At 67.5% G+C, this 26,006-nt stretch carries 30 protein-coding genes; 13 read left to right on the top strand and 17 right to left on the bottom strand.

Annotated elements, in window-relative coordinates; all coding sequences use genetic code 11:
* Nucleotides 1–17: 17 nt before the first annotated feature.
* From ACW17V_RS06300 to ACW17V_RS06280, 5 genes are all read right to left on the bottom strand, one after another.
* On the bottom strand, nt 18–902 hold the full coding sequence (locus ACW17V_RS06300) for a polyprenyl synthetase family protein (RefSeq protein ID WP_492108007.1): 885 nt from the start codon (nt 900–902) through the stop codon (nt 18–20).
* Nucleotides 899–1,243 (bottom strand): tRNA-binding protein, encoded by a 345-nt coding sequence (locus tag ACW17V_RS06295; protein ID WP_492108006.1) that lies wholly within the window; start codon nt 1,241–1,243, stop codon nt 899–901. Before ACW17V_RS06295 ends, ACW17V_RS06300 begins: the two co-directional genes overlap by 4 nt.
* On the bottom strand, nt 1,243–1,500 hold the full coding sequence (locus tag ACW17V_RS06290; RefSeq protein WP_492108005.1) for an exodeoxyribonuclease VII small subunit: 258 nt from the start codon (nt 1,498–1,500) through the stop codon (nt 1,243–1,245). The genes ACW17V_RS06295 and ACW17V_RS06290 overlap by 1 nt, the downstream gene beginning before the upstream one ends.
* A 94-nt stretch (nt 1,501–1,594) precedes the next feature.
* On the bottom strand, nt 1,595–2,218 hold the full coding sequence (locus ACW17V_RS06285) for a histidine phosphatase family protein (protein WP_492108004.1): 624 nt from the start codon (nt 2,216–2,218) through the stop codon (nt 1,595–1,597).
* Nucleotides 2,219–2,255: 37 nt separating this feature from the next.
* Entirely contained in the window at nt 2,256–3,176 is a 921-nt protein-coding gene (locus ACW17V_RS06280) for a histone deacetylase family protein (protein ID WP_492108003.1), read from the bottom strand.
* A gap of 63 nt (nt 3,177–3,239) precedes the next feature.
* Between ACW17V_RS06280 and ACW17V_RS06275 the strand changes: the two genes are divergently transcribed.
* The 3 genes from ACW17V_RS06275 to ACW17V_RS06265 all read left to right on the top strand — a co-directional run bounded on the left by ACW17V_RS06275 (nt 3,240) and on the right by ACW17V_RS06265 (nt 6,187).
* Nucleotides 3,240–3,752, top strand: a complete 513-nt coding sequence (locus tag ACW17V_RS06275) for a GNAT family N-acetyltransferase (protein WP_492108002.1) — start codon at nt 3,240–3,242, stop codon at nt 3,750–3,752.
* Between the two features lie 87 nt (nt 3,753–3,839).
* Nucleotides 3,840–5,018: a vWA domain-containing protein gene (locus ACW17V_RS06270; RefSeq protein ID WP_492108001.1), complete on the top strand. Its 1,179-nt coding sequence runs from the start codon at nt 3,840–3,842 to the stop codon at nt 5,016–5,018.
* A 665-nt stretch (nt 5,019–5,683) separates the two neighbouring features.
* The gene (locus tag ACW17V_RS06265) at nt 5,684–6,187 is read left to right on the top strand and encodes a hypothetical protein (protein ID WP_492108000.1); all 504 of its coding nucleotides are present in this window, start codon (nt 5,684–5,686) and stop codon (nt 6,185–6,187) included.
* Nucleotides 6,188–6,203: 16 nt separating this feature from the next.
* Here the strand turns inward: ACW17V_RS06265 and ACW17V_RS06260 are convergent, their stop codons facing one another.
* Nucleotides 6,204–6,698, bottom strand: coding sequence for a surface-adhesin E family protein (locus ACW17V_RS06260; protein WP_492107999.1), 495 nt, complete (start codon nt 6,696–6,698; stop codon nt 6,204–6,206).
* 181 nt (nt 6,699–6,879) lie between these two features.
* Between ACW17V_RS06260 and ACW17V_RS06255 the strand changes: the two genes are divergently transcribed.
* Nucleotides 6,880–7,563: a TetR/AcrR family transcriptional regulator gene (locus tag ACW17V_RS06255; RefSeq protein ID WP_492107998.1), complete on the top strand. Its 684-nt coding sequence runs from the start codon at nt 6,880–6,882 to the stop codon at nt 7,561–7,563.
* 182 nt (nt 7,564–7,745) lie between these two features.
* A complete protein-coding gene (locus ACW17V_RS06250) occupies nt 7,746–8,495 on the top strand; it encodes an FkbM family methyltransferase (protein WP_492107997.1) in 750 nt (249 codons plus the stop codon).
* Here ACW17V_RS06250 and ACW17V_RS06245 read toward each other — a convergent pair.
* Nucleotides 8,492–9,922 (bottom strand): UdgX family uracil-DNA binding protein, encoded by a 1,431-nt coding sequence (locus ACW17V_RS06245; RefSeq protein ID WP_492107996.1) that lies wholly within the window; start codon nt 9,920–9,922, stop codon nt 8,492–8,494. The genes ACW17V_RS06250 and ACW17V_RS06245 overlap by 4 nt on opposite strands.
* The gene (locus ACW17V_RS06240) at nt 9,922–11,157 is read right to left on the bottom strand and encodes a putative DNA modification/repair radical SAM protein (RefSeq protein WP_492107995.1); all 1,236 of its coding nucleotides are present in this window, start codon (nt 11,155–11,157) and stop codon (nt 9,922–9,924) included. Before ACW17V_RS06240 ends, ACW17V_RS06245 begins: the two co-directional genes overlap by 1 nt.
* A 91-nt stretch (nt 11,158–11,248) precedes the next feature.
* On the opposite strand from ACW17V_RS06240, the gene ACW17V_RS06235 reads away from it, so the two are divergent.
* From ACW17V_RS06235 to ACW17V_RS06220, 4 genes are all read left to right on the top strand, one after another.
* Nucleotides 11,249–12,127, top strand: coding sequence for a transglutaminase family protein (locus tag ACW17V_RS06235; protein WP_492107994.1), 879 nt, complete (start codon nt 11,249–11,251; stop codon nt 12,125–12,127).
* Nucleotides 12,128–12,158: 31 nt separating this feature from the next.
* Nucleotides 12,159–12,305, top strand: coding sequence for a hypothetical protein (locus ACW17V_RS06230; RefSeq protein WP_492107993.1), 147 nt, complete (start codon nt 12,159–12,161; stop codon nt 12,303–12,305).
* A gap of 151 nt (nt 12,306–12,456) precedes the next feature.
* Entirely contained in the window at nt 12,457–13,308 is an 852-nt protein-coding gene (locus tag ACW17V_RS06225; protein ID WP_492107992.1) for a hypothetical protein, read from the top strand.
* 50 nt (nt 13,309–13,358) lie between these two features.
* Nucleotides 13,359–14,777: an MFS transporter gene (locus ACW17V_RS06220; RefSeq protein ID WP_492107991.1), complete on the top strand. Its 1,419-nt coding sequence runs from the start codon at nt 13,359–13,361 to the stop codon at nt 14,775–14,777.
* Here ACW17V_RS06220 and ACW17V_RS06215 read toward each other — a convergent pair.
* From ACW17V_RS06215 to ACW17V_RS06190, 6 genes are all read right to left on the bottom strand, one after another.
* The gene (locus tag ACW17V_RS06215) at nt 14,774–15,070 is read right to left on the bottom strand and encodes a UvrB/UvrC motif-containing protein (RefSeq protein ID WP_492107990.1); all 297 of its coding nucleotides are present in this window, start codon (nt 15,068–15,070) and stop codon (nt 14,774–14,776) included. The two genes, ACW17V_RS06220 and ACW17V_RS06215, sit on opposite strands and share 4 nt — an antisense overlap.
* Nucleotides 15,071–15,118: 48 nt before the next feature.
* Nucleotides 15,119–16,180 carry a Leu/Phe/Val dehydrogenase gene (locus tag ACW17V_RS06210; protein WP_492107989.1) on the bottom strand — a complete coding sequence of 354 codons (1,062 nt, stop codon included), beginning with the start codon at nt 16,178–16,180 and terminating at the stop codon, nt 15,119–15,121.
* 60 nt (nt 16,181–16,240) lie between these two features.
* Nucleotides 16,241–17,284, bottom strand: coding sequence for an alpha/beta hydrolase (locus ACW17V_RS06205; protein WP_492107988.1), 1,044 nt, complete (start codon nt 17,282–17,284; stop codon nt 16,241–16,243).
* Nucleotides 17,281–17,862: a uracil-DNA glycosylase family protein gene (locus ACW17V_RS06200; RefSeq protein ID WP_492107987.1), complete on the bottom strand. Its 582-nt coding sequence runs from the start codon at nt 17,860–17,862 to the stop codon at nt 17,281–17,283. Before ACW17V_RS06200 ends, ACW17V_RS06205 begins: the two co-directional genes overlap by 4 nt.
* Nucleotides 17,863–17,918: 56 nt before the next feature.
* Nucleotides 17,919–18,551, bottom strand: coding sequence for a glutathione S-transferase family protein (locus ACW17V_RS06195; protein ID WP_492107986.1), 633 nt, complete (start codon nt 18,549–18,551; stop codon nt 17,919–17,921).
* A 72-nt stretch (nt 18,552–18,623) separates the two neighbouring features.
* A complete protein-coding gene (locus tag ACW17V_RS06190; RefSeq protein WP_492107985.1) occupies nt 18,624–18,926 on the bottom strand; it encodes a DUF3253 domain-containing protein in 303 nt (100 codons plus the stop codon).
* A gap of 119 nt (nt 18,927–19,045) precedes the next feature.
* On the opposite strand from ACW17V_RS06190, the gene ACW17V_RS06185 reads away from it, so the two are divergent.
* Nucleotides 19,046–19,498 carry a PaaI family thioesterase gene (locus tag ACW17V_RS06185; protein ID WP_492107984.1) on the top strand — a complete coding sequence of 151 codons (453 nt, stop codon included), beginning with the start codon at nt 19,046–19,048 and terminating at the stop codon, nt 19,496–19,498.
* Between the two features lie 123 nt (nt 19,499–19,621).
* Here the strand turns inward: ACW17V_RS06185 and ACW17V_RS06180 are convergent, their stop codons facing one another.
* The 3 genes from ACW17V_RS06180 to ACW17V_RS06170 all read right to left on the bottom strand — a co-directional run bounded on the left by ACW17V_RS06180 (nt 19,622) and on the right by ACW17V_RS06170 (nt 22,675).
* Nucleotides 19,622–20,239: a glutathione S-transferase family protein gene (locus ACW17V_RS06180; RefSeq protein WP_492107983.1), complete on the bottom strand. Its 618-nt coding sequence runs from the start codon at nt 20,237–20,239 to the stop codon at nt 19,622–19,624.
* A 66-nt stretch (nt 20,240–20,305) separates the two neighbouring features.
* Nucleotides 20,306–21,586: a NupC/NupG family nucleoside CNT transporter gene (locus tag ACW17V_RS06175; protein ID WP_492108746.1), complete on the bottom strand. Its 1,281-nt coding sequence runs from the start codon at nt 21,584–21,586 to the stop codon at nt 20,306–20,308.
* Between the two features lie 210 nt (nt 21,587–21,796).
* The gene (locus ACW17V_RS06170; RefSeq protein WP_492107982.1) at nt 21,797–22,675 is read right to left on the bottom strand and encodes an EF-hand domain-containing protein; all 879 of its coding nucleotides are present in this window, start codon (nt 22,673–22,675) and stop codon (nt 21,797–21,799) included.
* Between the two features lie 305 nt (nt 22,676–22,980).
* On the opposite strand from ACW17V_RS06170, the gene ACW17V_RS06165 reads away from it, so the two are divergent.
* Genes ACW17V_RS06165 through ACW17V_RS06155 form a run of 3 tightly spaced genes read left to right on the top strand, consistent with a single transcriptional unit; the run spans nt 22,981 to nt 25,958 of the window.
* Complete coding sequence (locus ACW17V_RS06165) at nt 22,981–24,189, top strand: ABC transporter permease (protein WP_492107981.1); 1,209 nt, start codon at nt 22,981–22,983, stop codon at nt 24,187–24,189.
* Nucleotides 24,186–24,935, top strand: a complete 750-nt coding sequence (locus ACW17V_RS06160) for an ABC transporter ATP-binding protein (protein WP_492107980.1) — start codon at nt 24,186–24,188, stop codon at nt 24,933–24,935. Before ACW17V_RS06165 ends, ACW17V_RS06160 begins: the two co-directional genes overlap by 4 nt.
* An 18-nt stretch (nt 24,936–24,953) precedes the next feature.
* On the top strand, nt 24,954–25,958 hold the full coding sequence (locus tag ACW17V_RS06155; protein WP_492107979.1) for an HlyD family secretion protein: 1,005 nt from the start codon (nt 24,954–24,956) through the stop codon (nt 25,956–25,958).
* Nucleotides 25,959–26,006: the final 48 nt, after the last annotated feature.

Below are 26,006 nucleotides of genomic sequence, written 5' to 3'. Positions count from 1 at the left end.
GTCCGAAGAAAGCGCGGTCAGTTGCGCCGGTCCAGCACGAAATCAACGCTGCGACGCAGATGATTGGCGCGTTCGCCGAAAATATCGAGATGAGACTTGGTTTGGGCGGCCAGAAGCGTGGCCCGTTCCTTGGCCGCGTCGAGGCCCAGCAGGGTGACATAGTTGGTCTTGCCCATGGCGGCGTCCTTGCCGCCCGCGGCCTTGCCCAGCACGGCTTCGTCGCCCTCGGCGTCCAGAATGTCGTCGACGATCTGGTAGGCCAGACCCAGGTCCTGGGCGAAGCCCATCAGGGCGGCGCGCTCGGAATCTTTTGCCCGGGCGATGATCAGCGGAATTTCGAAGGCAAAGGCGATCAGAGCGCCGGTTTTCAGGCGCTGCATGCGGGCCACGGCCCCCAGATCGTCGCGAACGCCCAGAATGTCGATCATCTGGCCGCCCGCCATGCCCTTGGCGCCCGAGGCGATCGCCAGCTTGCGCACCAGTTCGGAGCGGACATTGCCGTCGTCGTGGGTGTCGGGGTGGGCCATGATCTCGAAGGCGGCAGTCTGCAGGGCGTCGCCCGCCAGGATCGCGGTCGCCTCGTCATACTGGATGTGCACGGTGGGACGGCCGCGACGGACGTCGTCATTGTCCATGGCCGGCAGGTCGTCATGCACCAGGCTGTAGGCGTGGATGCATTCCAGGGCGCAGGCGGCGCGCAGCACCGGCCGCTCGGGCAGGTCGAACATCTTGCCGGTTTCGAGGGCGAAGAACGGCCGCAGCCGCTTGCCGGGCCCAAGAGCCGCATAGCGCATGGCCTCGGTCAGCCGACTCTCGGGGCCGTCGGCCCGGGGCAGCAGCTCGTCCAGCGCCACGGTGACGATGTCGGCCGCCTGGACGATGCGACGTTCCAGATCGATCAAAACAGCTTCCCCCCGTCTGGCGCGGCGCGATCCACGCTGACCAGCACCACATCACCCTCAGCGTCGGGAAAGCCCAGACACAGAACCTCGGACATCACCGGACCGATCTGACGTGGCGGAAAATTGACCACCGCCGCGATCCGGCGCCCCACCAGATCCTCCAGGGCGTAGTGCTTGGTCACCTGGGCCGACGAGCGCTTGATCCCGATCGCCGGGCCAAAGTCGATGGTCAGCTTGTAGGCCGGCTTGCGCGCTTCCGGAAACGGCTCGGCCTTGGTCACGGTGCCGATGCGGATATCGACCTTGTCGAAGTCGTCATAGGTGATCGGCGCTGAACCCATCAGGCGAAGTCCGCCGGTTCGGCGCTGACCGCGCCGTTCTGGCCCAGCACGATCTTCTCGACCTTCAGGCGGGCGGCCTCGAGCTTCTTCTCGCAGTGGGCCTTCAGGGCCGCGCCGCGCTCATAGATATCGATGGACCGCTCCAGCGGCGCCTGGCCGGACTCAAGCTCGGACACGATCTTTTCCAGCTCGGCCAGGGCCTGCTCGAAGCTCAGCCCGGCGAGCTCTCCATCGATGGCTTTCGAGGCGTCGGTCATTTCAACTCCGAGGAGAACTGCCGCACCCTAGTGGGGCGGGAAGATACGGGCAACGACCTAGAATGCGGCCGTGGTTAAGGGAAGCCGGAATGCGTCAGGCCAGGGTGAAGCGCTTGACGCTCCAGTAGGCGTGGCCTTCGTCGAGCAGCTGGCGCGCGCCCTTCTTTCTCAGCGACCGGGCGATCATCCAGTTGAAGAAGCCGTGGGCCAGGACCAGCACGTCCTGTCCGCCGGCGGCCAGATCGATCAGTAGGTCAGCGGCCTGGTCGGAGCGGACCTCGGCCTGGGCCCGGGTCTCCTGCCCGCCGTGATTGTCGAAGAACCACCACCAGAAGCGGGCGAAGAAACCCAGATGGCTGGGCTTCATCCTGATCCATGCCGGCCAGGGCGGCGGCGGCAGCGGGGCCTCGATGAACAGCGGATCGGTGGCGAAGGCGCGACCCTCGCAAACGGCCTCAGCGGTTTCGATCGAGCGGCGACGGGTCGAGGCGATGACCACGCTCGCTTGCCGGCCGGTCTCGATCAGGGAGGCGGGCGGCGTCTGGCCGGGCTTCAGCCCGCCCACTTCGTAGCGCGCCCACCATTCGCCATAGGCGGCGCAGTTGAAGCGGACCTTGCGCGACAGGGCCGGCTCGCCGTGACGGGCCAGGGTGATGACCCCGGAACGGACGGACTGGGTCTCGGCCAGGATGTGGTCGGCGTTGCTTGCGTCGGCCATGTTCCCGAGAGAGCGATGGGTCACCCCGTCGATCCCTTCATCCCTCCTGCAGAGCGCTGACATGCGCGGCGGCTGAGCGCCCCAGCGCCTGTAGGTCGTAGCCGCCCTCGAGCGAGGAGACAATACGGCCCCGCGACCGGGCGTTGGCGACCGAGACGATCGCCCGGGTCGCCCAGGCGAAATCCTCGGCCTCCAGGTTCTGGGCCGACAGCGGATCGCGGACATGGGCGTCGAAGCCGGCCGACACCAGGATCAGGTCCGGCGAGAAAGCGTCGACCTGATCCATCAGCCCCTCGAACCCCGCCCGCCAGGTCTCACGGGCGGCGCCCGGCGCCACAATGGCGTTGGCGATATTGCCCAGGCCGGTCTCGGACGGATCGCCCGTGCCCGGATACAGCGGCGACTGGTGGATCGAGGCGAAGAAGACGGTGGGGTCGTTCTCGAACGCGGCCTGGGTGCCGTTGCCATGGTGGACGTCGAAATCGACGATCGCCACCCGGCGCAGGCCCGAAGCCTGGGCCACCCGCGCCGCGACGGCCACGTTGGAGAACACGCAAAAGCCCATGGCCGTGCCCGGCTCGGCGTGATGGCCCGGCGGTCGCACCGCGCAGAAGGCCCGGCTCCCCTCCCCGGCCGCGATCTGGCGCACCGCCGACACCGCCGCCCCGGCCGCCCGCCGCGCCGCGACCAGGCTGCCGGGGGTCAGGATGGTGTCGGGATCCAGGGCGTGACGGCCGGCGCTGGGGGCCGAAGCCAGGATGGTGTCGATGAAGGCCTGCGGATGCACCAGGGCCAGGTCGGCGAGATCGACCAGCGGCGCCTCATGGGTTTCCAGGTCCAGCGTGGCGTCGTCGCCCAGGGCGTCGATCACCGCCTGCAGCCGTTCGGGCCGCTCGGCGTGCCCGTCGCCTGGCCGGTGGTCGAGCATGTCGGAATGGGTGAACAGGGCGATGCTCATGACGCCACGGTAGCGCGGACAGGCATTGGACGAAACCGGTCGATCGCGGTTATCAGGAGTGACATGAGCCTTTCCCTTCGCCGCGCCACGATCAACGACGCCGACACGGTGTCCAGCCTTGGCGCCCGCACCTTCGCCCAGACCTTCGAGCACCTGTATCCGCCGGAGGATCTGGAGACCTTTCTGGCCTATGCCTACGGTCTGGAGCGCACCCGGGCAGATCTGGCTCATCCCGACAAGGCCACCTGGCTGCTGGAGGACGACGGCGAGGCGATCGGCTACGCCTCGGCCGGCCCCTGCGACCTGCCGCATGACGATGTCCGGCCGGGCGATGGCGAGCTGAAGCGCATCTATGTGCTGAAGGAGCACCAGGGCGGCGGCAAGGGCTCCAGGCTGATGAACGCCGCGCTGGAGTGGCTGGAAAAGGATGGCCCCCGCCCCCTGTGGATCGGGGTGTGGTCCGAGAATTTCGGCGCGCAGCGGCTCTATGAGCGGCTGGGTTTCGCCAAGGTCGGTGAGTATTTCTTCCCGGTCGGCGAAGTGCGGGATCTGGAGTTCATTCTGCGGCGGGGGTGAAGCCGCGCGAGCCTCGAAGGACGCACCCCGTTGCGTCCCGTTTAAGAACCCTCCACACTCCGAACATCTGTTCGAAAGTCCGCGCCGATGTTCCTTCGCTTCTTCTCCGAGCTCCGTCAGGCCAAGGTGCCGGTCAGCCTCCGCGAGTACCTGATGCTCATGGAAGCCCTGGACAAGGACGTCATCGACCGCTCGGTCGAGGACTTCTACTTCCTGTCCCGCGCCAGCCTGGTGAAGGACGAGAAGAACCTCGACAAGTTCGACCGCGTGTTCAGCCACGTCTTCAAGGGCCTGGAAACGGTCAGCGACGGCGTCGCCGCCGACATCCCGGAAGAGTGGCTGAAAGCCCTGACCGAGAAGTTCCTGACCGACGAGGAAAAGGCGGCGATCGAGGCCATGGGCGGTTTCGAGAAGCTGATGGAGATGCTGCAGGAGCGCCTCAAGGAACAGAAGAAGCGCCACGAGGGCGGCAACAAGATGATCGGTTCGGGCGGCACCAGCCCGTTCGGCAATAACGGCTACAATCCCGAAGGCGTCCGCATCGGCCAGGACAAGAGCCGCCATGGCAAGGCCGTGAAGGTCTGGGACAAGCGCGAATACAAGAACCTCGACGACAGCGTCGAACTGGGCACCCGCAACATCAAGGTGGCCCTGCGCCGGCTGCGCAAGTTCGCCCGCGAAGGCGCCGCCGAGGAGCTGGACCTGAACGGCACCATCCGCGGCACGGCCGAGAAGGGCTATCTGGACATCCAGCTGCGCCCCGAACGGCGCAACAAGATCAAGGTGCTGCTGTTCTTCGACATCGGCGGCTCGATGGACGGCCACATCAAGCTCTGCGAGGAGCTGTTCAGCGCCGCCAGGACCGAGTTCAAGAACCTGGAATTCTACTATTTCCACAACTGCCTGTACGAGGCCGTGTGGAAGGACAACCGCCGCCGACAGGTGGAAAAGATCCCGACCTGGGACGTGCTCCACAAGTTCCCCAGCGACTACAAGGTGATCTTCATCGGCGACGCGACGATGAGCCCCTACGAGATCACCTATCCGGGCGGCAGTGTCGAACACTGGAACGAGGAGCCCGGCGCGATCTGGATGCAGCGCGTGGCCGACATCTATCAGAGCTGCATCTGGCTCAACCCCACGCCCGAGCGCCACTGGGACTACACCCAGTCGATCGGCGTGATGAAGCAGCTGATGAACGACCGCATGTTCCCCCTGACCATCGAGGGCCTGGACAAGGCGATGCGGGAGCTGGTGCGGGGGTAAAGGTCCTCCCCCTGAAGGGGGAGGTGGTCGCGCAGCGACCGGCGGGGGAAGTCGGCTGAGGCTGCATCACTCCCCTCTCCGTCGGCTTCGCCGACACCCCTCCCGTCGGGGAGAGCAATTGTTGCGCACGGCTTCGCATCCCCGCGCTTTCGCTGCGGGTGGGTGGAAAGGGTCGCAGAGCGTCCGGACCACGTCCGGATGAGAGATAGAAAATACCGTTTCGACGAAGCCGTCCGCTCCGCGTGACCGGTTCACAAGAGCCTGCGCTTGGGCGGTATTGTGACGCCTCTTACGCTCCCAGCCCCAGACGGGCGGCGTGAATAGCGTTCACGCCGGGCCGCGAGCCATTACGCCCGCCTATCCCCGCTCGATCACCCCCGCCGCCGCAATGGTCGCTGGCCTTGCGCCCTTTCCCCGCGACGAGGTGGGATGATTATGCGGGAGGTTTCAGCGCGTCTGACAGGCGCGCTCAACTATTCTACAAGGCATTGATCAGGTTGATGTTTGCTCCGGAAAGTACGGGGATCCAGGACGCTTTATCCCCGTGCTCGCACCCCTTCAGCGCCTGGGCGCCGGGCCCCAAGGCGCCACCCCGGACCTCGCCGCTTGACGACCTCCGCGCCTTTGACCCACGGTAGCGGTCCCATGGGTCGAGGACCGTCGTCATGATCCGCGCAGCCAGCCTCACCGCATTCTGTGTCGCCGCGGGTCTCGCCTGGCCAGCGGACGCCTATACCCGACGCGATGAAAGCTGGGGCAAGGCCGGGATCTCGTTTCTGCAATATCGCACCGATGCGGTGGAATGCGTCTATCTGGTCGAGACCCAGGCCCCCGTCAGCATCCCGCAGGTGGATCTGACCTTCGCCATCGACATGCCTGCGCCCGGGGGCGCGCAGGTCAGTCCCGAAACCGCCACGGCCGATCTCAGCGCCGTTGTCGACTATGCCGCGCAGTATCAGATGCGCATGAACAAGCACTGGCGGCGCGTCTCCCAGCAGTTGGAGCCGGCCCTGGCGGCCTGCCTCAGGGCGCGCGGGTACCAGCGCTTTCGCCTGACCGAGGCGCAGAACGCCGAGCTGAAGCGACTGCCCGCCGGGACCCGGGGCCGGCAGGTCTATCTGTGGCGGCTGGCGGTGGACCCCGACGTGCTGGCGACGCAAAAGCGCTGACGGCGGCGCGCACCGTCTAGTCAGGCGTCAGGCAGGTCGCCTCGACGACGGTTTCGTCAAAGTGGCCCGGCTCGGGGCGAGTCCAGACCCGCTCCTCGAAGTCGAAGGCCGCCGGCACGCCGTCCAGATTGTTCCTCGGATAGCGGTAGACCACCAGGCTGCGATAGGTTCGGGTGGCGCAGTCGACCTCCTGCTCCAGGCGTTCGGACAGATAGGTCACGGGCGTGGCCGCGCCGGTTTCGGTTTGCGGCTGGCGAAACTCGTGGCGCACCAGCACCCGCTGATAGGGCGATGGCGGGCGCCCGTCGGTCTTGGCGAACATCATCACGCCCCGGTCGGCGCCCAGGCCCAGGAACGGCCAGCCGATCGCTTGGACCTGGCTTGACCAACGCGGCAGCAGGACCGTTTTGCCGGTGGCGGTGACGGTGACGGAATCGACCCTGGCCGCCTCATCGACCGGGGTGGCGGCCTGGCCGCTCAACAGTATCACAGCCGAGATCATGCCGATCATCGCGCGTCCCTCCGGGATTGTTAGCGCTACCCTAAAACCTTTCGAGGTCAAGGAAAGGACCTGCCGGAAAGCCAGCTAGCGCCGGCCGCTCCAGCATTTCATCAGCCTTCGGCCCATCTTGACGCTTGCGCCAAATTCGAACGCCCGTAAGACTTCCCCACGGGTAAAGGGGAATATCGTAGTGAGTCCGACCACCGACGCCGTCGCTTCGCCCTCTCTGCATGAGGGAGGGGCCGAGGCCGCCGAGACCGAAGCCGCGACCAAGAATCTGGTGTTCGTGGCCGCCGAGCGACTGTTCGCCCTGCACGGCTTCCAGAACGTGTCGGTGCGCGACATCACCGCGGCGGCCGGCGTCAACCTGGCCTCGGTGAACTATCATTTCGGCTCCAAGGACGCCCTGCTGTTCGAGATCTTCCGTCGCCGCACGGCCGAGCTGAACCGCGAACGCGCCCGCATGCTGCACGAGGCCAACGACCGCAACGCCGGCAAGCCGCCCGTGCGCGAGGTGCTGGCCGCCCTGCTGACCCCGCCCCTGCGCTGGCTGGCCCCCGACCACGAGCGCCGCATCTCGCTGCAGTTCCTGATCCGCGCCCGCAGCGAGGGCACCGACGATATCCGCCAGATCCTGAAGACCGACGTCTCGCACCTGCGCCGCTTCTCCGACGCCCTGCTGGCGGCCCGCCCCGGCCTGTCGCCGGAAGACGTCTACTGGCGCCTGCACTTCACCCTGGGCATGCTGCACAACAACCGCTTCGCCGAGTTCGACCGCCTGAACGTGCTGTCGGAAGGCGCCACCAGCGAGGGCGATGTCGAGGCCCTGCTGGCGCGGATGCTGGCCTTCGCCGAAGCGGGTTTCGCCGCCTAGAGCATTTTCCGATCCAATTGGATCGGTGAAATGCTCCAGCCTTTTGTTTTGACGCATTTTCTGGCGACGAACCGGCGTCCACTTCGTCGGAAAATGCTCTCACCTTGCGCGATTTGGCGCACTAGCCACGCCCAGGCTTCAAGCCCACCATCGCCTCGCGAGTCGATCCGCCTGGAGGGCGCATGCTGCTGGAACGTGTGCCCTACGGGCTGATGATGCCGACCATCTACGGGCCGGTGATCGTCAGTCGCCATGACATCAACCAGACCAACCACCTGCTGAAGACCGGCCGTGCCCACGGCCACGACAGCACCGACATGATCGCCAAGCTGTCGGTGCTGAAAGGCCCCGAGCCCTTCGTCGTGGATGTCGGCGCCAATTTCGGGCTGTTCTCGCTGGGGCTGGCCAGCCTGCTGCAGGGGCGCGGCGTCTATCACTGCTTCGAGGCCCAGCGGATCCTGTTCAACATGATCGCCGGATCGGTGGCGCTGAACGGCTACAGCAACATCTTCTGCCACCACATCGCGGTCGGCGAGGAAGCCGGCGCGATCGAGATTCCGCAGTTCGACTACAATCGGGAAATGAACTTCGGCAGCGTCGAGTTCGGGGCCCAGCAGCGCGAGCGGCTGTCTCAGGAGCGCGGCAGCGATCCGGCCAAGCAGGAATTCGTCGAGATGCGCACGCTCGACAGTTTCAACTTTCCCAGGGTCGACATCCTGAAGGTCGATGTGGAGGGCATGGAGCCGCAGGTGCTGCGCGGCGCGGAGAAGCTGATCGACGCCTGGCGGCCGATCATGCTGGTCGAACATCTGAAGTCCGACAGCCAGAGCCTGGCCGACCAGATCACCGCCAAGGACTACAAGCTGTACGCCCTGTCGGACGACTTCATCTGCATTCCCAACGAACTGGCCCACCTGATCCCTGACGCCTAGGCCAGCGACTTGGCCAATCGCAGATCCGCGACCAGCTCGGCATAGGCCCGCGCCCTGGCCCCGGCGTCGGGCACGCGCAGCAGGTAGGACGGGTGCCAGCTGACCACCAGCCGGGCGCCGCCGTCGAGCGCGATCGGCGCGCCGCGCGACTTCGCGATCGGCATCGACTTGCCGGTGATCCCCATGACGGCCGTCGCGCCCAGGGCCAGAATGACCCTGGGCTTCACCATCCGCCGCTCGGCGTCCAGCCACCAGCGGCAGGCCTGGACCTCTCCGCGATCGGGGGTCTTGTGCAGGCGCATCTTGCCGCGCGGCTCGTGCTTGAAATGCTTGACCGCATTGGTGACGAAGGCCTTCCAACGATCGAAGTCCGCTTCCAGCATGGCCTTGTCGAGCAGCCGGCCGGCCGGGCCGACGAAGGGGCGGCCGGTCAGGTCCTCCTCGTCGCCGGGCTGCTCGCCGACGATCATGATCCGGGCCCGCGCGGGGCCCTCGCCCGGCACGGCCTGGGTGGCCTCGCGCCACAGGTCGCAGCGGCGACAGACCTGCGCGGCGACGGCGGCTTCCTCCAGGGTCAGGGGATCGCTTTCGCCATAGGAGCCGTCGCGGGCGTGGCGCAGGGCGGCCTTGAGCACCCGTTCCGACGGTGGGTTGGGCCGGGCCTCGACCATCTGCGCGGTCCTTCGCTGGGCGCTTTCGATCAGCGCCGGGATGAGCCGCGCCTCGGGCAGGTTGCGCCAGTACCGCTTGGGCATCTCCTGCTGCATCATGCGCCGATTGAGCCGGGCCGGATTGAAGATCGAGGCGTAGTAGGTGCGCCACAGCTCTTCCTGCGCATCCTCGCGTGGCGCGTCGGCGGGGTCGGCGCCTTCGGACACTTTCAGGACCTCGCCGTCCCAGGCCACGCAGGCGTCCGGCGTCAGGATCGACCAGCGCATGCCGGTGAACCGGCGGGCGAAGAACGGGGCGACAGCCTCGGTCACCCGATGGGCCGGCTCGAACCAGGCCATATAGGTTTCCGGCGCGACGCCCTCGACCAGCCGGAAGCGGACGAAGGCCTTCATCTTGTGCGCCGCCCGGCTGACGCCCTTGGCCATGTCGCGGGCCCGGGTCATGTCGGGGTCAGCGGGATTGTCGATCAGGCCGGGCTCGCGCTCCAGCCGCCACAGCAGCGTGTAGAGCAGCGCAAAGCGCTCGCTGGAGCGATGCAGCACGACCTGCTGCGCCAGGTCGACAAAGGGTTTGGGGACGGTGAAGGGCGAACCGCCGCCCTTGTCCAGCGCCGCCGGCGCCGCGCTATCCGCGAACAGGTCATACTCGACCGTCCACACCACCGCGTCCGGCGCCACCCCCTCGGCGCGCAGGGCCCGGGCGGCCTGGCGCCAGCCGTCGAAATCGATCTCCGAGGCCAGACGAACCACGCGCATCAGAACAGGCTCAGTTGCTCCGGGACGACCAGCGACGCCTTGAGCCCGCCGGCGTCGGTCAGGCCGCCCGGCGTCCAGTCGGCGGTGACGATGAAGGGCTGGGCGCGCTTGGTCGAACCGCAGACGCGCTTGACGTCGGCCAGGGTCAGGCGGGCCTGGCGACGGGCGGCCAGGATGCGGTCGACGCCTCGCGTGCCCAGGCCCGGCGTGCGCAGCAGGGTGTCACGGTCAGCAGTGTTCACATCCACCGGAAAGTCGCCGCGATGGCGCAGGGCCCAGGCGGTCTTGGGATCGACGGTCAGGTCCAGGTCCTCGCCCGGCTCGACGATCTCGCCCTGGGTGAAGCCGTAGAACCGCATCAGCCAGTCGGCCTGATACAGCCGGTGCTCGCGCATCAGCGGCGGCCGCATCGACGGCAGGCGCGAGGCGGCGTCGGGGATCGGGCTGAACGCCGAATAATAGACCCGCCGCAGCTTGTAGGACCGATAGAGGTTGGCGCTGCGGGCCAGGATGTCGCCGTCGCGGGCGGCGTCGGCCCCGACGATCAGCTGGGTCGACTGGCTGGTGGCGAACTTGCGGCGCCCGGCCTTCCTGGCGGGATCGGCGTGATCCTCGATCGACAGCCGCATGCGCCCCATGGCCCGCTTGATGCCGGCGGGGTCCTTTTCCGGCGCCAGGATGTTCAGGCTCTCGTCCTGGGGCAGCTCGATATTGATCGACACCCGGTCGGCGTACAGTCCCGCCTGCGCCGCCAGCTCGGGCGAGGCCTCCGGGATCAGCTTCAGATGGATGTAGCCGCGAAAGTCGTGGTCCAGCCGCAGGCTTTTGGCCACCCGCACCATTTCTTCCATCGTGTAGTCGCCGGTCTGGATCACCCCCGACGACAGGAACAGCCCCTCGATATAGTTGCGCTTGTAGAAGTTGAGGGTGAGGTCGACGACCTCCTTGACCGTGAACCGGGCGCGCGGGGTGTTGGAGCTGACGCGGTTGATGCAATAGGCGCAGTCATAGATGCAGAAGTTGGTCAGCAGGATCTTCAGCAGGCTGATGCAGCGCCCGTCCGGCGCATAGGCGTGGCAGATGCCCATGCCCTCGGTGGAGCCCACACCCTTGCCGCGCCCACCCGGCCCCGACAGCGAGTTGCGCTTTTCCGCCCCCGACGAGGCGCAGGAGGCGTCATACTTGGCCGCGTCGGAGAGGATGGCGAGTTTACGCTTCAGATCGAGGACGGCCATCCGCCAATGGTAATGTTCCGTCTTTGTTCTGTCGACCCCAATCCGTGCTCCAGCCGGAACGAGCGGCCACGTCAGGGGTTATCCTGACCTGATGGCCCGTCTGAAAATCCTGCACGAGACCCGGTACGACTATGATCGCCCGGTCGGCTTCGGCGCGCACCGGCTGCTGATCCGGCCGCGCGACAGCCATGCCCTGCGCATTGTCGAGGCCTCGCTCTACGTCACCCCGCCGGGCCCCACCCGCTGGACCTATGACGCCAACGGCAACTGCGTGTGCCTGTTCAATCCGCGCGGCGAGTCGACCTCGCTCAGCATCATCAGCGAACTGGTCATCGACCGCTTCCCCGCGCCGCTGTCGCCGTTGAGGATCGACAATCCCCACACCCTGACGCCGATCGTCTATGACCGCGAGGATCACGCGACCCTGGCGCCGTTCATGGCGCCGGTCACCGACGATCCCGACGCGATCCTTCTGAAGTGGCTGCGCGGTCTGGGCGCGCGCCTGGACGAGCCGGCGCTGGACTTCCTGCTGCGGGTCAATTCGGTGATCCACCAGCAGTTCGCCTACACCAACCGCTACGAAGAAGGCGTCCAGAGCCCCCTGGAGACCCTGGCCAGCGGCCAGGGCGCGTGTCGCGACCTGGCCTGGCTGATGGTCGAGGGCATGCGCCGGCTGGGCTATGCGGCGCTGTTCGCGACGGGTTACCTCTACTCGCCCAGTGTCGGCGCCGTGCGGGGCGCGGGCGCGACCCATGCCTGGTGCGAGGTGTTCCTGCCCGACCTGGGCTGGGTGGAGTTTGACCCCACCAACGGCCTGGCCGAGTCGCCGGACCTCATTCGCGTGGCAACCACCCGCACCCCCTGGCAGGCCCTGCCCGTCTCGGGCGCCATTCTGGGCGACCCGGGCGAGGCCCGACTTCACGTCTCCGTGGACGTGGCCTTGATCGACAGTGTTTTCGAGGCCGCGTGATAGAATGCCCTGTCGATCGGGAGTGAGCGCCATGACCAACGGGTTCCAGCATCAAGACCCCATGACCAACTATTGCGTCCCCAAATCCGAGCCCAAGCCCCAGCACGGCCGCAAGCCGGATGCGGAAGCCGTGAAGCTCAAGGAGAAACGCGCCTTCGAGCCCAGACCGGGCCACTGACCGCCAGAGCGCCCCTTCAGGTCGCCGGCAAAACGGGCGCGAACCTAAATTCACATTTGATCGCCGCGATCGGCCTATACAGCCGTCACAGTGTTGAGCATATCTTGAGGCGCACGCTGGGGGACGCGAGCGCGAGGGGACGTTCGGATCGATGCGGGTTGGGGTCATCATAAAGGGCGCGCTGGTCGCGGCCGGGCTGGGGGTGGTCGCCACGACCGCCACGGCCCTGTCGACCCATGCGCCGACTCCCTATGACGGGACCCTGACACTCGCCGGCGGCGCCGCCGCCATCGATCCGGACGCTCCGATCGCCACCGCCCGCTATGGTGACGCGCCGCGTGGCGCGGCCGCCGCGCCGGCCTCCACCCTGCCCCCTTCGCCGGTCGATCTGGCCGGAGCGGTCGCGCCCCTGGCCGGCGGCCCCGCAGAGCCCTCCGCCGCCAAGCCCTTGCTGGTCGCCCAGGCCGACGCCAGGCCCGACGCCAAGGCGCCGCCCGCGATCCAGACCCTCGCCGAACCCCGCAAGCGCGCGGCGCCGGTGGCTCTGGCCGCCGCTGAGACGCGTCAGCCGGCCCTCAGCCTCGTCCGCTCATCGGCGCGCCGCATTCCGGTGGCCAAGATCGAGGACATCCAGATCCAGCCCTTCAGCCCGCCGGGCGAGCCTTCGACGTTCCGGCGACTGTCGGTCAACGCCTCGGCCCTGGTGGGCAAGATGAGCGGCGTGGCCCAGGATCCGCGCCGGGGCCGCTGGGTGCTGTTCGCCGCCAGTTCGGGACAGGCGCTGAGCTGGAACGTTATCCGCAGCTCGGTCGAGGGCTGGCGGGGTTCGGGCTGGTCGCAGGACCGACTGACGCGCTTTGGCACCCACCAGGTCGGCGTCGGCTGGCGCAAGGGCGGCAAGCAGCTGTCCCTCAGCGCCACCCGCCGCAAGCTGCAGGCCGAGGCCTATTCCGACCGCGACATGGTCTATGGCGTGACCCTGTCGATCAAGCCCAAGCGCTGAAACCGACGCCGGCGCTTGAGCCGGCCATGCGAGGGGCTTAAGCCCAGAGCGTGTCCGAACCACAGCCCTCCCCTTCGCCCTCGCCGCTCGCCACCCGGCTGATCGCGATCGCCATGGCCAGCGCTCTGTTCATGGAATTCATCGACGCCACCGCGCTGTCGACCGCCCTGCCGACCCTGGCCCGGGCCTTCGCGGTGGATCCGATCCACCTAAAGCTGGCCCTGACGTCGTACATCCTGTCGCTGGCGGTGTTCACCCCGGCCAGCGGCTGGGCGGCCGAGCGCTTCGGCTCGCGTCGGGTGTTCCTGGCGGCGATGGTGGTGTTCCTGCTGGGTTCGGCCCTGTGCGGCCTGTCGCGCAACCTCGAGGCCCTGGTCGCCTCACGCATCCTGCAGGGCCTCGGCGGGGCGATGATGACGCCGGTGGCCCGGCTGATCGTGGTGGGCTCGACCCCGCGCAACAAGCTGATCGGGGCGATGGGCTGGTTCACCATGCCCGCCCTGCTGGGACCGCTGATGGGACCGCCCCTGGCCGGTCTGGTCCTGACCTTCGCCGACTGGCCGTGGATCTTCTACCTGAACCTGCCGGTGGGCGTGCTGGGCATGATCGCCGTGATGCGCTTCGTGCCGCCCGGGACCCGCCAGCCCGACATCCGCTTCGACTGGGCCGGCTTCGCGCTGGCGGCCGTGGCCGTCAGCGGACTGGTGGTGGTGGCCGAGACGGCGGGCCTGGGCCTGCTGCCGCCGGCGCTGCAGCTGTCGATCCTGGGCGCGGCGCTGCTGGTCGGCTGGGCCTATCTGCGTCAGGCCAAGCGCTCGACCCAGCCGATCCTCGACCTGTCGCTGATGCGCTATCCCACCTATCGCGCCAGCCTGCTGGGCGGCGCCTTCGTGCGGCTGGGCGTCGGGGCCAGCCCCTTCCTGCTGCCGCTGCTGCTGCAGGTGGCGCTGGGCTGGACGCCGCTGCAGGCCAGTCTGGTGACCATCGCCTCGGGCGGCGGCGTGCTGGTCGCCCGCCCGTTCGCGGCGTGGAACCTCAAGCGCGTCGGCTTCCGTACGGCCCTGGCCTTCGCTCTGGTGCTGACGGCGATCTTCACCGCCGCGCCCGGCTTCTTCACGGCCTCGACGCCCGTGTGGGTGATGATCGCCCTGATGACCCTGGGCGGGTTCTTCCGCTCCAACCAGTTCATCGCCGCCAACACCATCGCCTATGCCGATGTGCCCGAAAGCTCGGTGGCCGCGGCCTCGACCCTGGCGGCGGTGGCGCAGCAGGTCGGCTTGGCCCTGGGCGTCAGCTTCGGCGGCGCGATGCTGCATCTGGCGCGCGGCGCCGACGGCGCCCTGACGCCCGACCGCTTTGTCCTGCCCTATCTGGCGGTGGGCGCGGTGACCCTGATGGCCCTGCCGGTCTATCTGGCGCTGGACAAGGACGCCGGTTCCAGCATCAGCGGGCGGGGCGTGAAGCCCTAACCCTTGCGCCGACGCCCGCCCTTCGAATGGCCGGCGGTCATGGGGTCAGGCCTCTTCGGCGGGACCCAGCCTTCAGGCGGCGCATAGACCTGTTGGTCCGTGCCCAGGCCCATCCGGCCGGGAACCTGGCGTTGGAAATACGAGGCCTGGGGCGTGTCCTCGACCCCGCGCACCAGATTGCCGTGCCGTAGGCTCTCGATCTGGTCGCGCAGCTTGCCCGCCGTCTCGAAATCCTGAGCGGCGACCGCCGTTTCCATCTGGTGTTTCAGCTCGTCGAGATGGGTGTTGGTCATGGGAGGCTCCATGGTTTCCACCATGGAACGCGCGACACGCGGAAAAAGCTAGGTCCGCGCCGCCGCGATCCGCGCCCGGGCGATCTCGTCGGCCACCAGGTTGGCAGGGCGCTTTTCGGCGATGGACTGGTCGATGACCTCGCCCAGGGTCTGGGCCAGGCGGTCCAGCTTGGTCGCCACCCAGTCGCCGTCAAACGAACCGCCGGCCTCAAGGGCGCGGATCTCGGCGGCCACATTGATGATGCCGCCGCCGTTGATGACATAGTCGGGGGCATAGAGGATGCCCCGATCAAACACCGTCTGGCCGATCATGGCGTCGGCCAGCTGGTTGTTGGCGCCGCCGGCGATCACCTTGACCTTCAGCCGCGGCAGGGTCGCCGCCGAGATCGCGCCGCCCAAGGCGCAGGGGGCGAAGACGTCGGCCTCGACATCGAAGATGGCGTCGATCGGCACGATGGTCGCGCCGGTCCGGGCGGCCACCTCATTGAGGGCTGTCTGGTTGACGTCGGCGATGGTCAGGATCGCGCCGGCCGCGTGCAGCTTTTCGGCCAGATAGGCGCCGACATGGCCCACGCCTTGGATGGCGACGCGCACGTCGGTCAGGTCGCGTTGCAGAGCCTTCTCAACGCAAAGGCGCACGCCGCGGAACACGCCCTCGGCGGTGACCGGCGACGGATCGCCCGAGGCGGCCGCATGGCCTTCCAGGCCGGCGACATAGCGGGTGGTCTTGCGGGTGCTTTCCAGGTCCGACGGCGACACGCCGACGTCCTCGGCTGTCCAGTATTGGCCATTCAGACTGTCGACCGCGCGGCCGAAGGCTTCGAACAGTTCCGGAGTCTTCTGGCTGCGGCTGTCGCCGATGATCACGGCCTTGCCCCCGCCGAAGTCGAGGTCGGCCATGGCGTTCTTGAACGACATGCCGCGCGACAGGCGCAGGGCGTCGGTGAGGGCGGCTTCGCTGCTCGTGTAGTCCCACATCCGGCAGCCGCCGGCGGCCGGGCCGCGCGCGGTGGAATGGATGGCGATGATCGACTTCAGACCGGTTTTTTCGTCGAAGAAGGTATGGACGCCTTCATGTCCCTCGAAATCGGGGGAATCGAACAAGGTCATGCCGCAGGTCTCGCCTCAGACAGAAAGAATGCGCCGGGGTTTACGCTGCGCGGCGGGCCGTCACAACCCCGAAGACTTGGCGACATCCTTGAGAGGCTTGGGCGCCATGGCTTCCATCAGCTTCACGCTGGACGGGATCGGCGGCGCGCCCGACGGCCAGGGCGCGGCAGGGTCGTTCAGGAAGCTGACCGCATCGCGCCAGACGGTCGGGGCCTGCTGGTCGACCAGCAACAGGTGCCAGCCCTTTTCGTAGCAGGCGGTGCGGTCGGCAGGCTTCAGTCTGGCCGCCGCCTCGACAGTCGGCTCCTTGGGGATGATCTTGTCATTGACCCCATAGAACCAGGCCGTCGGAACCGTGATCCTGTCGGTCGAGCGCCAGGCCTTTTCCATCAGGCCCACCAGGCCATAGACGGTGTCGGACCGCGCGCCCCAGATCATCAGCGGGTCTTTACCCATGCGCCGCAGCTCGTCGAGATTGTCGCTGGGCATCACCTTGCGCACCAGCCAGTCGGGCGGTTCCACTACCCAGCCGCCGACCATGTGGGCGGTGACCCACAGGCTGGCGCGGTTGGGCAGGGGCTGCTCGGACCAGCCCCAGACAGCCGGGGCGAACAGCAGCAGGCGATCGACGACCGGCGGATCGGGATCGGTCATGGCGGTGATGGCCAGCCCTCCGCCCATGCTGATCCCGGCCAGGGCGATCTTCGCGCCCGGATGCCGTTCGCGGACCAGGGCGACGCAGGTGCGCACATCCTCGATGACGATCCCGACCGGCGCCCAGACGCCGCGCTCGGGCGAGCGGCCAAAACCGCGCACATCGAAGGCGTAGGTGGCGATCCCCTGCCCGGCCCACCAGTCGGCAGCCAGGTGATAGGCGTTGGAATAGTCGTTCATGCCGTGCAGGCCGACGATGACCCACTCGGGTTCTCCGGCCGGCAGCCAGGTCTTCAGGCCCAGCCGCGCGCCGTCGAAACTGACGAAATCGTCGCCCTCGAAGCGGGGACCGCGAAAGCCCAGCGGCCCCAGGTCCAGCCTCTGGGTCAGGGGCGCGCAGCCGCCCAGGGCGGCGGCGGACGCGGTGAAGATCAGGCTTCGGCGGTTCATGCCCCCAGAATGCCCGCCACGCGCTGGCGAAGATAGGGCGTGACCTCGGCCTCGAACCACCGATTGCGCTTGAGCCAGGCGGTGTTGCGCCACGACGGATGCGGCATGGGCAGGACCTTGGGGCCAAAGCTGCGCCAGGCGGCGACGGTGTCGGTCATGGTCTTGCCTGCGCGGTCGCCCAGCGCCCAGGCTTGGGAATAGCTGCCGACCAGCAGGGTCAGCTCGACATTCGGAAGTTGCTCCAGCAGCTGCGGCCGCCACATCGCCGCGCAGCGCGGCGGCGGCGGATAGTCGCCGCCCTTGGGGTTGGTCCCCGGAAAGCAGAAAGCCATGGCCGCGACGCCGATCTCGGGCCGGCCATAGAAGGTCTCGCGGTCGATCCCCATCCACTGGCGCAGACGCACGCCGGACGGATCATTGAACGGCAGGCCGGTCTCGTGGACGAGGCGTCCCGGCGCCTGGCCGGCGATCAGGATGCGGGTCTCCTCGCGCACGCGCGTCACCGGCCTGGGCGTGTGCGGCAGGTACGGCGCGCAGGCCCGGCAGGCGGCGATATCGGAGAGAAGCGCGTCGAGCATCGGGACAATCTAGGGCGCGGCGGCGCTTATCCAAGCGTCGCCGCGCCAGAGAAACCCTAGCCGCCCAGGAAGCCCCGCTCCTTGGCGATCACCGTCGCGAAGGACGGCCGGGCCAGGATGGCGTCTGCCCAGGCCTTCGCCTTGGGCCATTTGGCGAAGTCAAAGCCCGCATGCATCAGGTTGGCGAAGGGGCTGGCCACGGCGATGTCGGCCAGGGTCAGGCGGTCCTCGATCAGGAAGCCGCTCGCGGGCGCGATCTTCTCCAGATAATCGAGCACAGGCGGCATTTCTTCGGTCGTGGCCTTTTCAACGGCCGCCAGGTCAGCTTCGACACCCATGAAACGAGGGCCGACCACCAGGTTGAAGAAGATCTTGCCGGCCGCAGCGACAAAGATGGTGTCGGCGAATTCCTCGAACCAGATCGTCCGGGCGCGGGCCTTGGCCTCGGTCGGGATCAGGTTCGGATCGGGATGTGCCGCTTCCAGATAGGTGACGATGGCGGTCGAGTCGGAGATGCGGAAATCACCGTCCTGGAAGCCCGGGATCTTCTTGAACGGGCTGCATTCCAGGAATTCCGGATCCGGCGATCCGGGCCGGCCGACCTTGTTCTCGAACGCCAGGCCCTTCTCGGTGGCGAAGGCCATGGTCTTGCGCACGAACGGCGACAGCGACGAGCCGTGGATGATCATCGGTGAACTCCCCTATTGTTGGGGCGCATAGTTCACCGATTAAGTTTCGTTTCAAGACCTAGTCGACAGGGATCAGATATCGTCGTCCGCGTCGTCATCCGGCGCGGCGGTCTCGAAGCTGGTCGGATCGCCGGGCAGACGGGTGCGCAGGCGATAGACGCCGCGGAATTTCTCGGGGTCGACCGGCTTGTTGTGGCGCAGGATCACGATGGTCCCGGCCTTGGCCAGTTCGATGGCGTTGGTGCGCACGTGGCCCAGGATCTGCTGCCAGCGCTCGGGCTGAACCGCCTTGGCGACGTTCATGGGGTCGATGGACTTTCCCTCCGGCAGGGCCGCCAGCTGGGAAAGGATGGTCTCTTGAATAGGACTAGTCATGGGGATCGGGGTCGTCATGGGCGGCTCCATGCCACGGATCGCCGCTTTACGCGAGGGACGGCTTGCGCGTCTTTCGACACGGCTCTAGCTCAGGCCGGTTGATTTGAGGGGACGAGCACATGGATGGCGGCAATGACGCGCCCGGCGGGCCGCGACTGGTAGAGACCGGCGACTGGGCCGGCTGGCGCACATGGTCGGGTCTGGATCCGTTCGAGGACCAGTCCGGCCCCTTCTATTTCCGGGAAGACGAGACCGGCCTGGTGACCACCGCCTTCAAGGCCGAGACGCGCCACATGAACGGCGGCGGCTTCATGCACGGCGGCTGCATGCTGACCTTCGCCGACTTCTCGCTGTTCGCGATCTCGTGGCGGGCGCTGGCCGGCCAGCATGCCGTGACGGTCAGCCTGAACGGCGAGTTCCTGGGCCCGGCGCGGCCGGGCGACCTCGTGACAGCGACGGGCGAAGTCACCAAGGCCGGCGGCTCGCTGCTGTTCGTACGCGGGCTGGTGTCGACGGGCAGTTCGCCGATGCTGAACTTCTCGGGCGTGATCAAGAAGATCAGGAACCGGTAGGCAAGTCCTCCCCCTCGCGGGGGAGGTGTCGGCGAAGCCGACGGAGGGGGAAGTGACCGCGCAGTCATTGCGATCTTCCCCCACCGGCCTCCGGCCGCCTCCCCCTTCGGGGGGAGGACTTGCCTACATCCCCGCCTTCGCCGCCGGGCGGGCCAGCATGGCGTCCATCCAGCGATTGACGTGAACCAGCTCCGCGTCGGGCCGAAAACGGATCATCCGCCCGAAGTCCAGACTGGCGATCGTCACCACGTCGGCAATGGTCACGCGGTCGGTGGCGATGAACTCGCTTTCGGCCAGACGCCGGTCCAGCATCTTCAGGCTGCGCTTGGCGCCGGTCAGATTGTAGTCGGCGACCTCGGGGATCTGGGCTTCCAGCGCGGCCATGCCCGGATGGCTGTGGCGCACGGCCTGCATGATCGGCGTGGCGACCATCAGCTCGGCCCGCCGCAGCCACATCTCGATCACCGCAGTCTCTTTCGGATCGCGCCCGAACATGTTCGGCTCGGGATAGACGCTCTCGAGATACCTGCAGATCGCCACCGACTCGGTGATGGTGGTCTCGTCGTCGATTTCCAGGGCGGGCATATGGGCCAGACCGGCCTTGTCCCTGTAGTCAGCCGCCTTGTGGTCGCCGCCCATGATCGAGAGCACGACGATCTCAACGTCCTCGATACCCTTCTCGGCCATGAACCAGCGCACGCGGCGAGGATTGGGGGCCCGCGCGCAATCATAGAGCTTCATACGAAAATCCTCCCGGCTTTTGACCGGGAGGATGCTTGGTTTTCGCTAGGGAATGAAAGGGTTTCCCTACAGCCCGAACAGCTCGCGCGGCATCAGGCCGATCAGCGAACCGGTTAGGCAGGTGGCCAGGAAGCCGGCCATCATCGCCTTCCAGACCAGGCCCAGCACTTCCTGCCGGCGCTCGGGCACCAGCACGCTGAAGCCGGCCACGTTCATGCCGACCGAACCGATATTGGCGAAGCCGCACAGGGCGTAGGTCATGATCATCCGGGTGCGCTCGTCCAGCAGGGCGGCGCCCGTCTGGGACATCTGGATGAAGGCCGTGAACTCGGTGAGGATCAGCTTGACGCCCAGCAGGCCGCCGGCGGTGCCGGCTTCCTTCCAGGGGATGCCCATCGACCAGGCCAGCGGCGAGAAGAGCACGCCCAGGCCGCGCGCGATGCTCAGCGGCTGCCCGCCGACGTCCGGCAGGGCCGCCAGGCCCTTGTCGACCATGGTGGCCAGGGCCACGAAGACGATCAGGGTGGCGCCGATGTTGAGCGCGATCTGCAGACCGTCGGTGGTGCCCTTCATGACGGCGTCGATGGCGCTGCCATAGGTCTTGTCCTCGGTGTTGAGGTCCAGGCTGGAGACCTTCTCCATCGGGTCGGCCGGCACGATGATCCGGGCCAGCAGCACGCCGGCCGGGGCCGAGATCAGCGAGGCGGTCAGCACGTGGGCGGCGGCGTTGGGCAGGATGTCGGCCAGGATGGTGGCGTAGGCCACCATGGTCGAGCCGCTGACGCAGGCCATGCCGACCGCGATCAGCATGAACAGTTCAGAGCGCGACAGCTTGTCGAGATAGGCGCGGATGAAGATCGGGCCCTCGATCTGGCCCATGAAGATGGTGGCGGCGGTGGCCAGGGCCGGCGGGCCGCGCAGGCCCAGGGTCTTCTGGAACACGAAGCCGAAGCCCTGCGCCGCCCATTTGAGGATCTTCCAGTGCCACAGCAGCGCCGACAGGGCGCAGACCACCAGGATCACCGGCAGGACGCGGAAGGCGAAGATGAAGCCCAGGCCCGGATTGCTGACCGGATAGGGCTGATCGCCGCCCGCCAGGAAGCCGAAGATGAACATCGTGCCGGCCTGGGTGGAGGACGACAGGCCCTCGACCGCGCCATTGACGCCGCGCAGCAGCGCCTGGGCCTGGGGCAGTCCGAACAGCAGCAGTACAAGGCCGACCTGGACGACGAGCGCGCCGATGGCCAGCACCCAGGGGAAACGCTTGCGATTCTCGGAGACCAGCCAGCAGAGGCCGAGGGTGAGCGCCAGACCCGCGAGGGCTTGGACGTTCTCGGGACGAAACATCAAGACAGAAGAACCTTTGAACTAGGCGACGCCCCCGCGACGTCGGCCAAGGGGCGAGATTGACACCAAGTTTACCGTTAGAGGCAAGCGGCTTGCGCGCTTCGCGCCGCAGGAAGGCGCTTGTGCCGTCAGGACAGCAGGGTCTCCCCCTCCCCCGACCCTCCCGACGATATCCCGTATCGCCGGAAAGACCGGAGGAAGGGGATGGTCTCAGGCCGTGGCGCTGACCGAGCCGGCAGACGCGGAACCGGATGTCATCGCGGTATTCAGCTGCGCCAGCAGCTTCTGCATCAGGTCTGAAGCGACGCTGGGCCTGGAGCCGCCGCCGCCCGATGCGCCGGCGCCGCTCTTGGCGTCGGAAAGAGCGCTGTCGTTCGAATCCTGCACGGCGCTCAGAGCATCCATCAACACGTCGAACTCGGATGTCGAAAGCGATCCGTCTTCATCGGTGTCCAGAGAGGCCAGAAGTTCGCTGCCCGAAACGGTTCCGTCCTCATTGGTGTCGCGGGTGTCGTAGGACGTACTAGCGCTGCTCGCCGAGGACGACGACGCGCTCTGGCTGCCGGCGTCCGACGGCGGCGGACCACCCGGCGGCGGGCCGCGCATGCCCTGCATGGCCGACTGCGCGGAGGACAGGCCCGAGGCGATCTCGTCGGACGACAGGGCGCCGTCGGCGTCGGAATCGAGGGCGGAGATCATGTCCTCGGCCATCTTGGCTTCCAGGCCCAGCCCCTTGGCCTGCTCGGGCGCGTTGGCGGCCAGGGCGCTGGAAATCTCGTCGGCCGACATCAGGCCGTCGGCGTCCGCATCGCCGCTGCTGAGGATCGAACCGGCGTCCGAGCCCAGCATCTGGACCGACATCAGCGAACGCAGTGTGTCGCCGCTGAAATTTCCGCCGGGGCCGCCCTGCCCGCTCATGGGCGGCGGAGCGGGGCGATCGCCGCCGCCCTGCACTTTCTGCCCGATCGACTGGAACTCGCTCAGAGACAGCGAGCCGTCAGAATCGGCGTCCGCCGTGGTGAACATCGACTGTTGAAGCTGCCGCAATTGCTGCGTCAGCGAAGAGGAACCGACACTGGAGACGGTCATCTAGCTCTCCTTTCAGATTGCGGCGTCCGGGCCCGGAGACCAGAGCGCCCGCGCCGAATGAGCCGGCGCGCGGAATGACCAGCGAAAAACATTCCACATTTCAGCATGTTGCGAGGCGGAAACTTAGGGAGAGTTATCGCTGCGGCGCCCTGCCTGCTCCGCCTTCACCCTGCCGGCGGCGGTGGCGACAGAGGAAGCATCTGGCGTCCGCGGGTCCGACTCTCTCCGCCTTACCCCGATTTAACTTGGCCGCTGGCTGAACGCCGTTCATTGCTGCAACCCTTGATTGGGGGAGCATTGTTCGCATGTCGCTGGCCTTGGCCACGTTGCTGTACGAGTGGCGTCGATACATGGCGGCCGTCGTCGCCCTGGCGTTCTCCGGTCTTCTGGTGCTGGCCCAGGTCGGCATGTTTGTCGGCATCGGCAAGGGCTTCACCGCCCAGATCGACCGCGCCCGCGCCGACATCATGGTGCTGGGTCCCGGCGCCAAGGCGCTGTTCGGCGGCCCCTCGGGCCTGCCGCGCCGGATGATCCCGCTGGTCTACAGCCATCCCGAAGTGACCCAGGTCGCCCCCCTCGACGGGTCCGGCGGGCGCTTCCAGAACATCCTCAGCCCCGAAGAGCAGGCCAAGATCGAGGCCCGCACCAAGGCCGCCGCCAAGGGCGGCAAGAAGGCCGGCGGCGAAGGCGGCGGTCGCAAGACCGAGTTCGTCAACGTCACCGTCATCGACGCCATCCCGGGCTATGTCACCGTGCCGACCGACTATACCCAGTCGATGGTCGAGGCGCTGCGCCAGCCCTACGCCGTGGCCGTCGACCAGACCGCCCTCAAGCGCCTGGGCGTCAAGAAGGGCGACAAGGCGATCTATAACGGCAAGACCATCACCATCGCCGTCGTCACCACCGGCTATCCCAACATCATCCAGCCCACCCTGGTGGTGTCGCGCGACACCCTGCGAATGCTGGGCGAGGCCGACACCGGCCAGCGGGTGGGCCCCCTGATGGTGCAGATCCGCGATCCGGCCCGCGCCGAGATCGTGGCGGCCCAGCTGAACAAGAAGGCCGACGGCAAGTTCCGCGCCTGGACCCGTCAGGAACTGGCCGACGCCAATTCCAGCGCCATGCTGGACGACCAGATCATCGGCATCATGCTGGGCTTCTCGGCCTTCCTGGGCCTGCTGATCGGCGTCGCCATCACCTGGCAGACCCTGCGCGGCGCGATCATGGCCAATATCAAGGAGTTCGCCTCCCTGCGCGCCCTGGGCGTGTCGATGGGCGACCTGCGCAACATCGTCATGGAGCTGAGCTTCTGGGTCGGCATCGTCGGCGTCGGCGCGGCCGGCCTGCTGACCTGGCTGGTCACCCTGCTGGCCAGCGCCGGCGGCGTGCCGATGTTCTTCCCGCCCAGCCTGATCATCATTGTCGCGGTCTTCCTCGTGGTCATCGCCATGCTCTCCGGCTTCCTGTCGCTGGGCATCCTGAAGAACAGCCAACCCGCGGACCTGCTGCGATGAGCAACGATCACAGCCACAAACGCGGCCAGAGCGCGCTGTCTGCCCAAGGCATCGTCAAGCGCTTCAAGACCGGCCGCACCTTCATCGAGGTGCTCAAAGGCGTGGATTTCGACGCCAAGCACGGCGACGTGACCATGGTCATGGGCCCCTCGGGCTCGGGCAAGTCGACCCTGGTGGCGGCGCTGTCGGGCCTGCTCAAGCCCGACGAGGGCAAGGTCACCGCGCTGGACGCCAATGACCTGTGGTCGCTGTCCAGCAGCAAGATCGACAAGTTCCGCCTCGACCACTGCGGCTTCATCTTCCAGGGCTTCAACCTGTTCCCGGCCCTCACCGCCAAGCAGCAGGTGATGACGGTGCTGAAGTACCAGAACGTGGGTCCCGGCGAGGCCTCGCGCCGCGCACAGGCCGCTCTGGAGTCGGTGGGCCTGGGCCCGCGCGTCAACCAGCGGCCGTCAGAGCTGTCGGGCGGCGAGAAGCAGCGGGTGGCCATCGCCCGCGCCCTGGCCAAGAACCCGAATCTGATCTTTGCCGACGAGCCCACCTCGGCGCTCGACGGCAAGAGCGGCGAGATCGTCATCAAGCTTCTGCGCGCCGCCGCGACCGAACGCGGCGCGGCCGTTATCTGCGTCACCCACGACCCGCGGCTGGAGGCTTATGCCGACCGCGTCATCCACATCGAAGACGGCCGGATCCTGGACGACGTGCGTAGAACGCCCGACGCCAATCCCGGTCCGCTCAGCCACTGACTTTTTGGGGAAACCGCTATGTTCGGCTTTTTGCGCCGCCCGATGTTCTGGATCGTCATCGTCGTGCTCGCCGTCGGCGGCGGCGGGTTCTTCTACATGAAGAGCCAGGCGGCTGAGAAAAAGAAGAAGCTCGAGGTGGCCGCGGCTCAGGAAGAGCCCAGCCCCTACGCGGCCATCGCCAACGGCAAGGCCGATGTCGAGGGCGGCATCATCCAGGTCGCCGCCCGTCGCGGCGGTGTGGTCGAGGCCGTCTATGTCCAGGAAGGCGATGTGGTCGTGAAGGACCAGATCCTGGCCCGCCAGCAGAGCGATGAGGGCCGCCTGGCCGTCGAACGCGCTTCGGCCGAAGTCGCCCAGGCCCGCGCCGCCCAGAACGCCACCCGCGTCCAGCTGGCCACGGCCCAGCGCGAGCATGCGCGCCTCAGCAAGCTGACCGCCAGCAACTTCGTGGCCGGCTCGCGTGTCGACGCGGCGTCGGACGCCATCGCCAACGCCCGCGCCACTCTGGCCGCCCAGCAGGCCCAGGTCGCCACCGCCGTCGCCCGCAAGAACGAGGCCCAGTATAACCTCGAACTGACGGTGATCCGCGCCCCGATGAACGGCCGCATCGCCCGCCGCTACGCCAATCCCGGCGCCGGCGCCTCGACCCTGAACGTGTCCAACATGTTCGACCTTGAGCCCGACACCCAGCGCATCGTCCGCGCCGAGATCGTTGAGGCCGACATCCCCAATGTGACTAACGGCCAGGAAGTCGAGATTCAGCCCGAAGGCGATCCCGACAAGGTCTATATCGGCCGCGTCCTGCGCCGCGCCGCCGTGTTCGGCGCCCGCAAGCTGGCGTCCGACGATCCCAGCCAGCGCAGCGATGAGCGCGTGGTCGAGGTGGTGGTCAGCGCCGACGGCGCCCCGCTGCTGGTCGGCCAGCGCGTGCTGGTCAAGTTCATGAAGCCCGGCAAGAAGGCCGGCGTGAAGCGCGACAAGCCCACCGCCCCTGTCAGCGGCGGCATGACCAAGCCGAAGTAGGCCAACAGCGTCCAAAGACGACGACACGCCGGGCGGCTCTCCGCCCGG

The sequence above is a fragment of the Caulobacter sp. FV2ye17ST genome, assembly GCF_058680955.1.
Note: the sequence above shows the minus strand (reverse complement) of the source record. Positions and strands in the feature narration are given on the sequence as shown.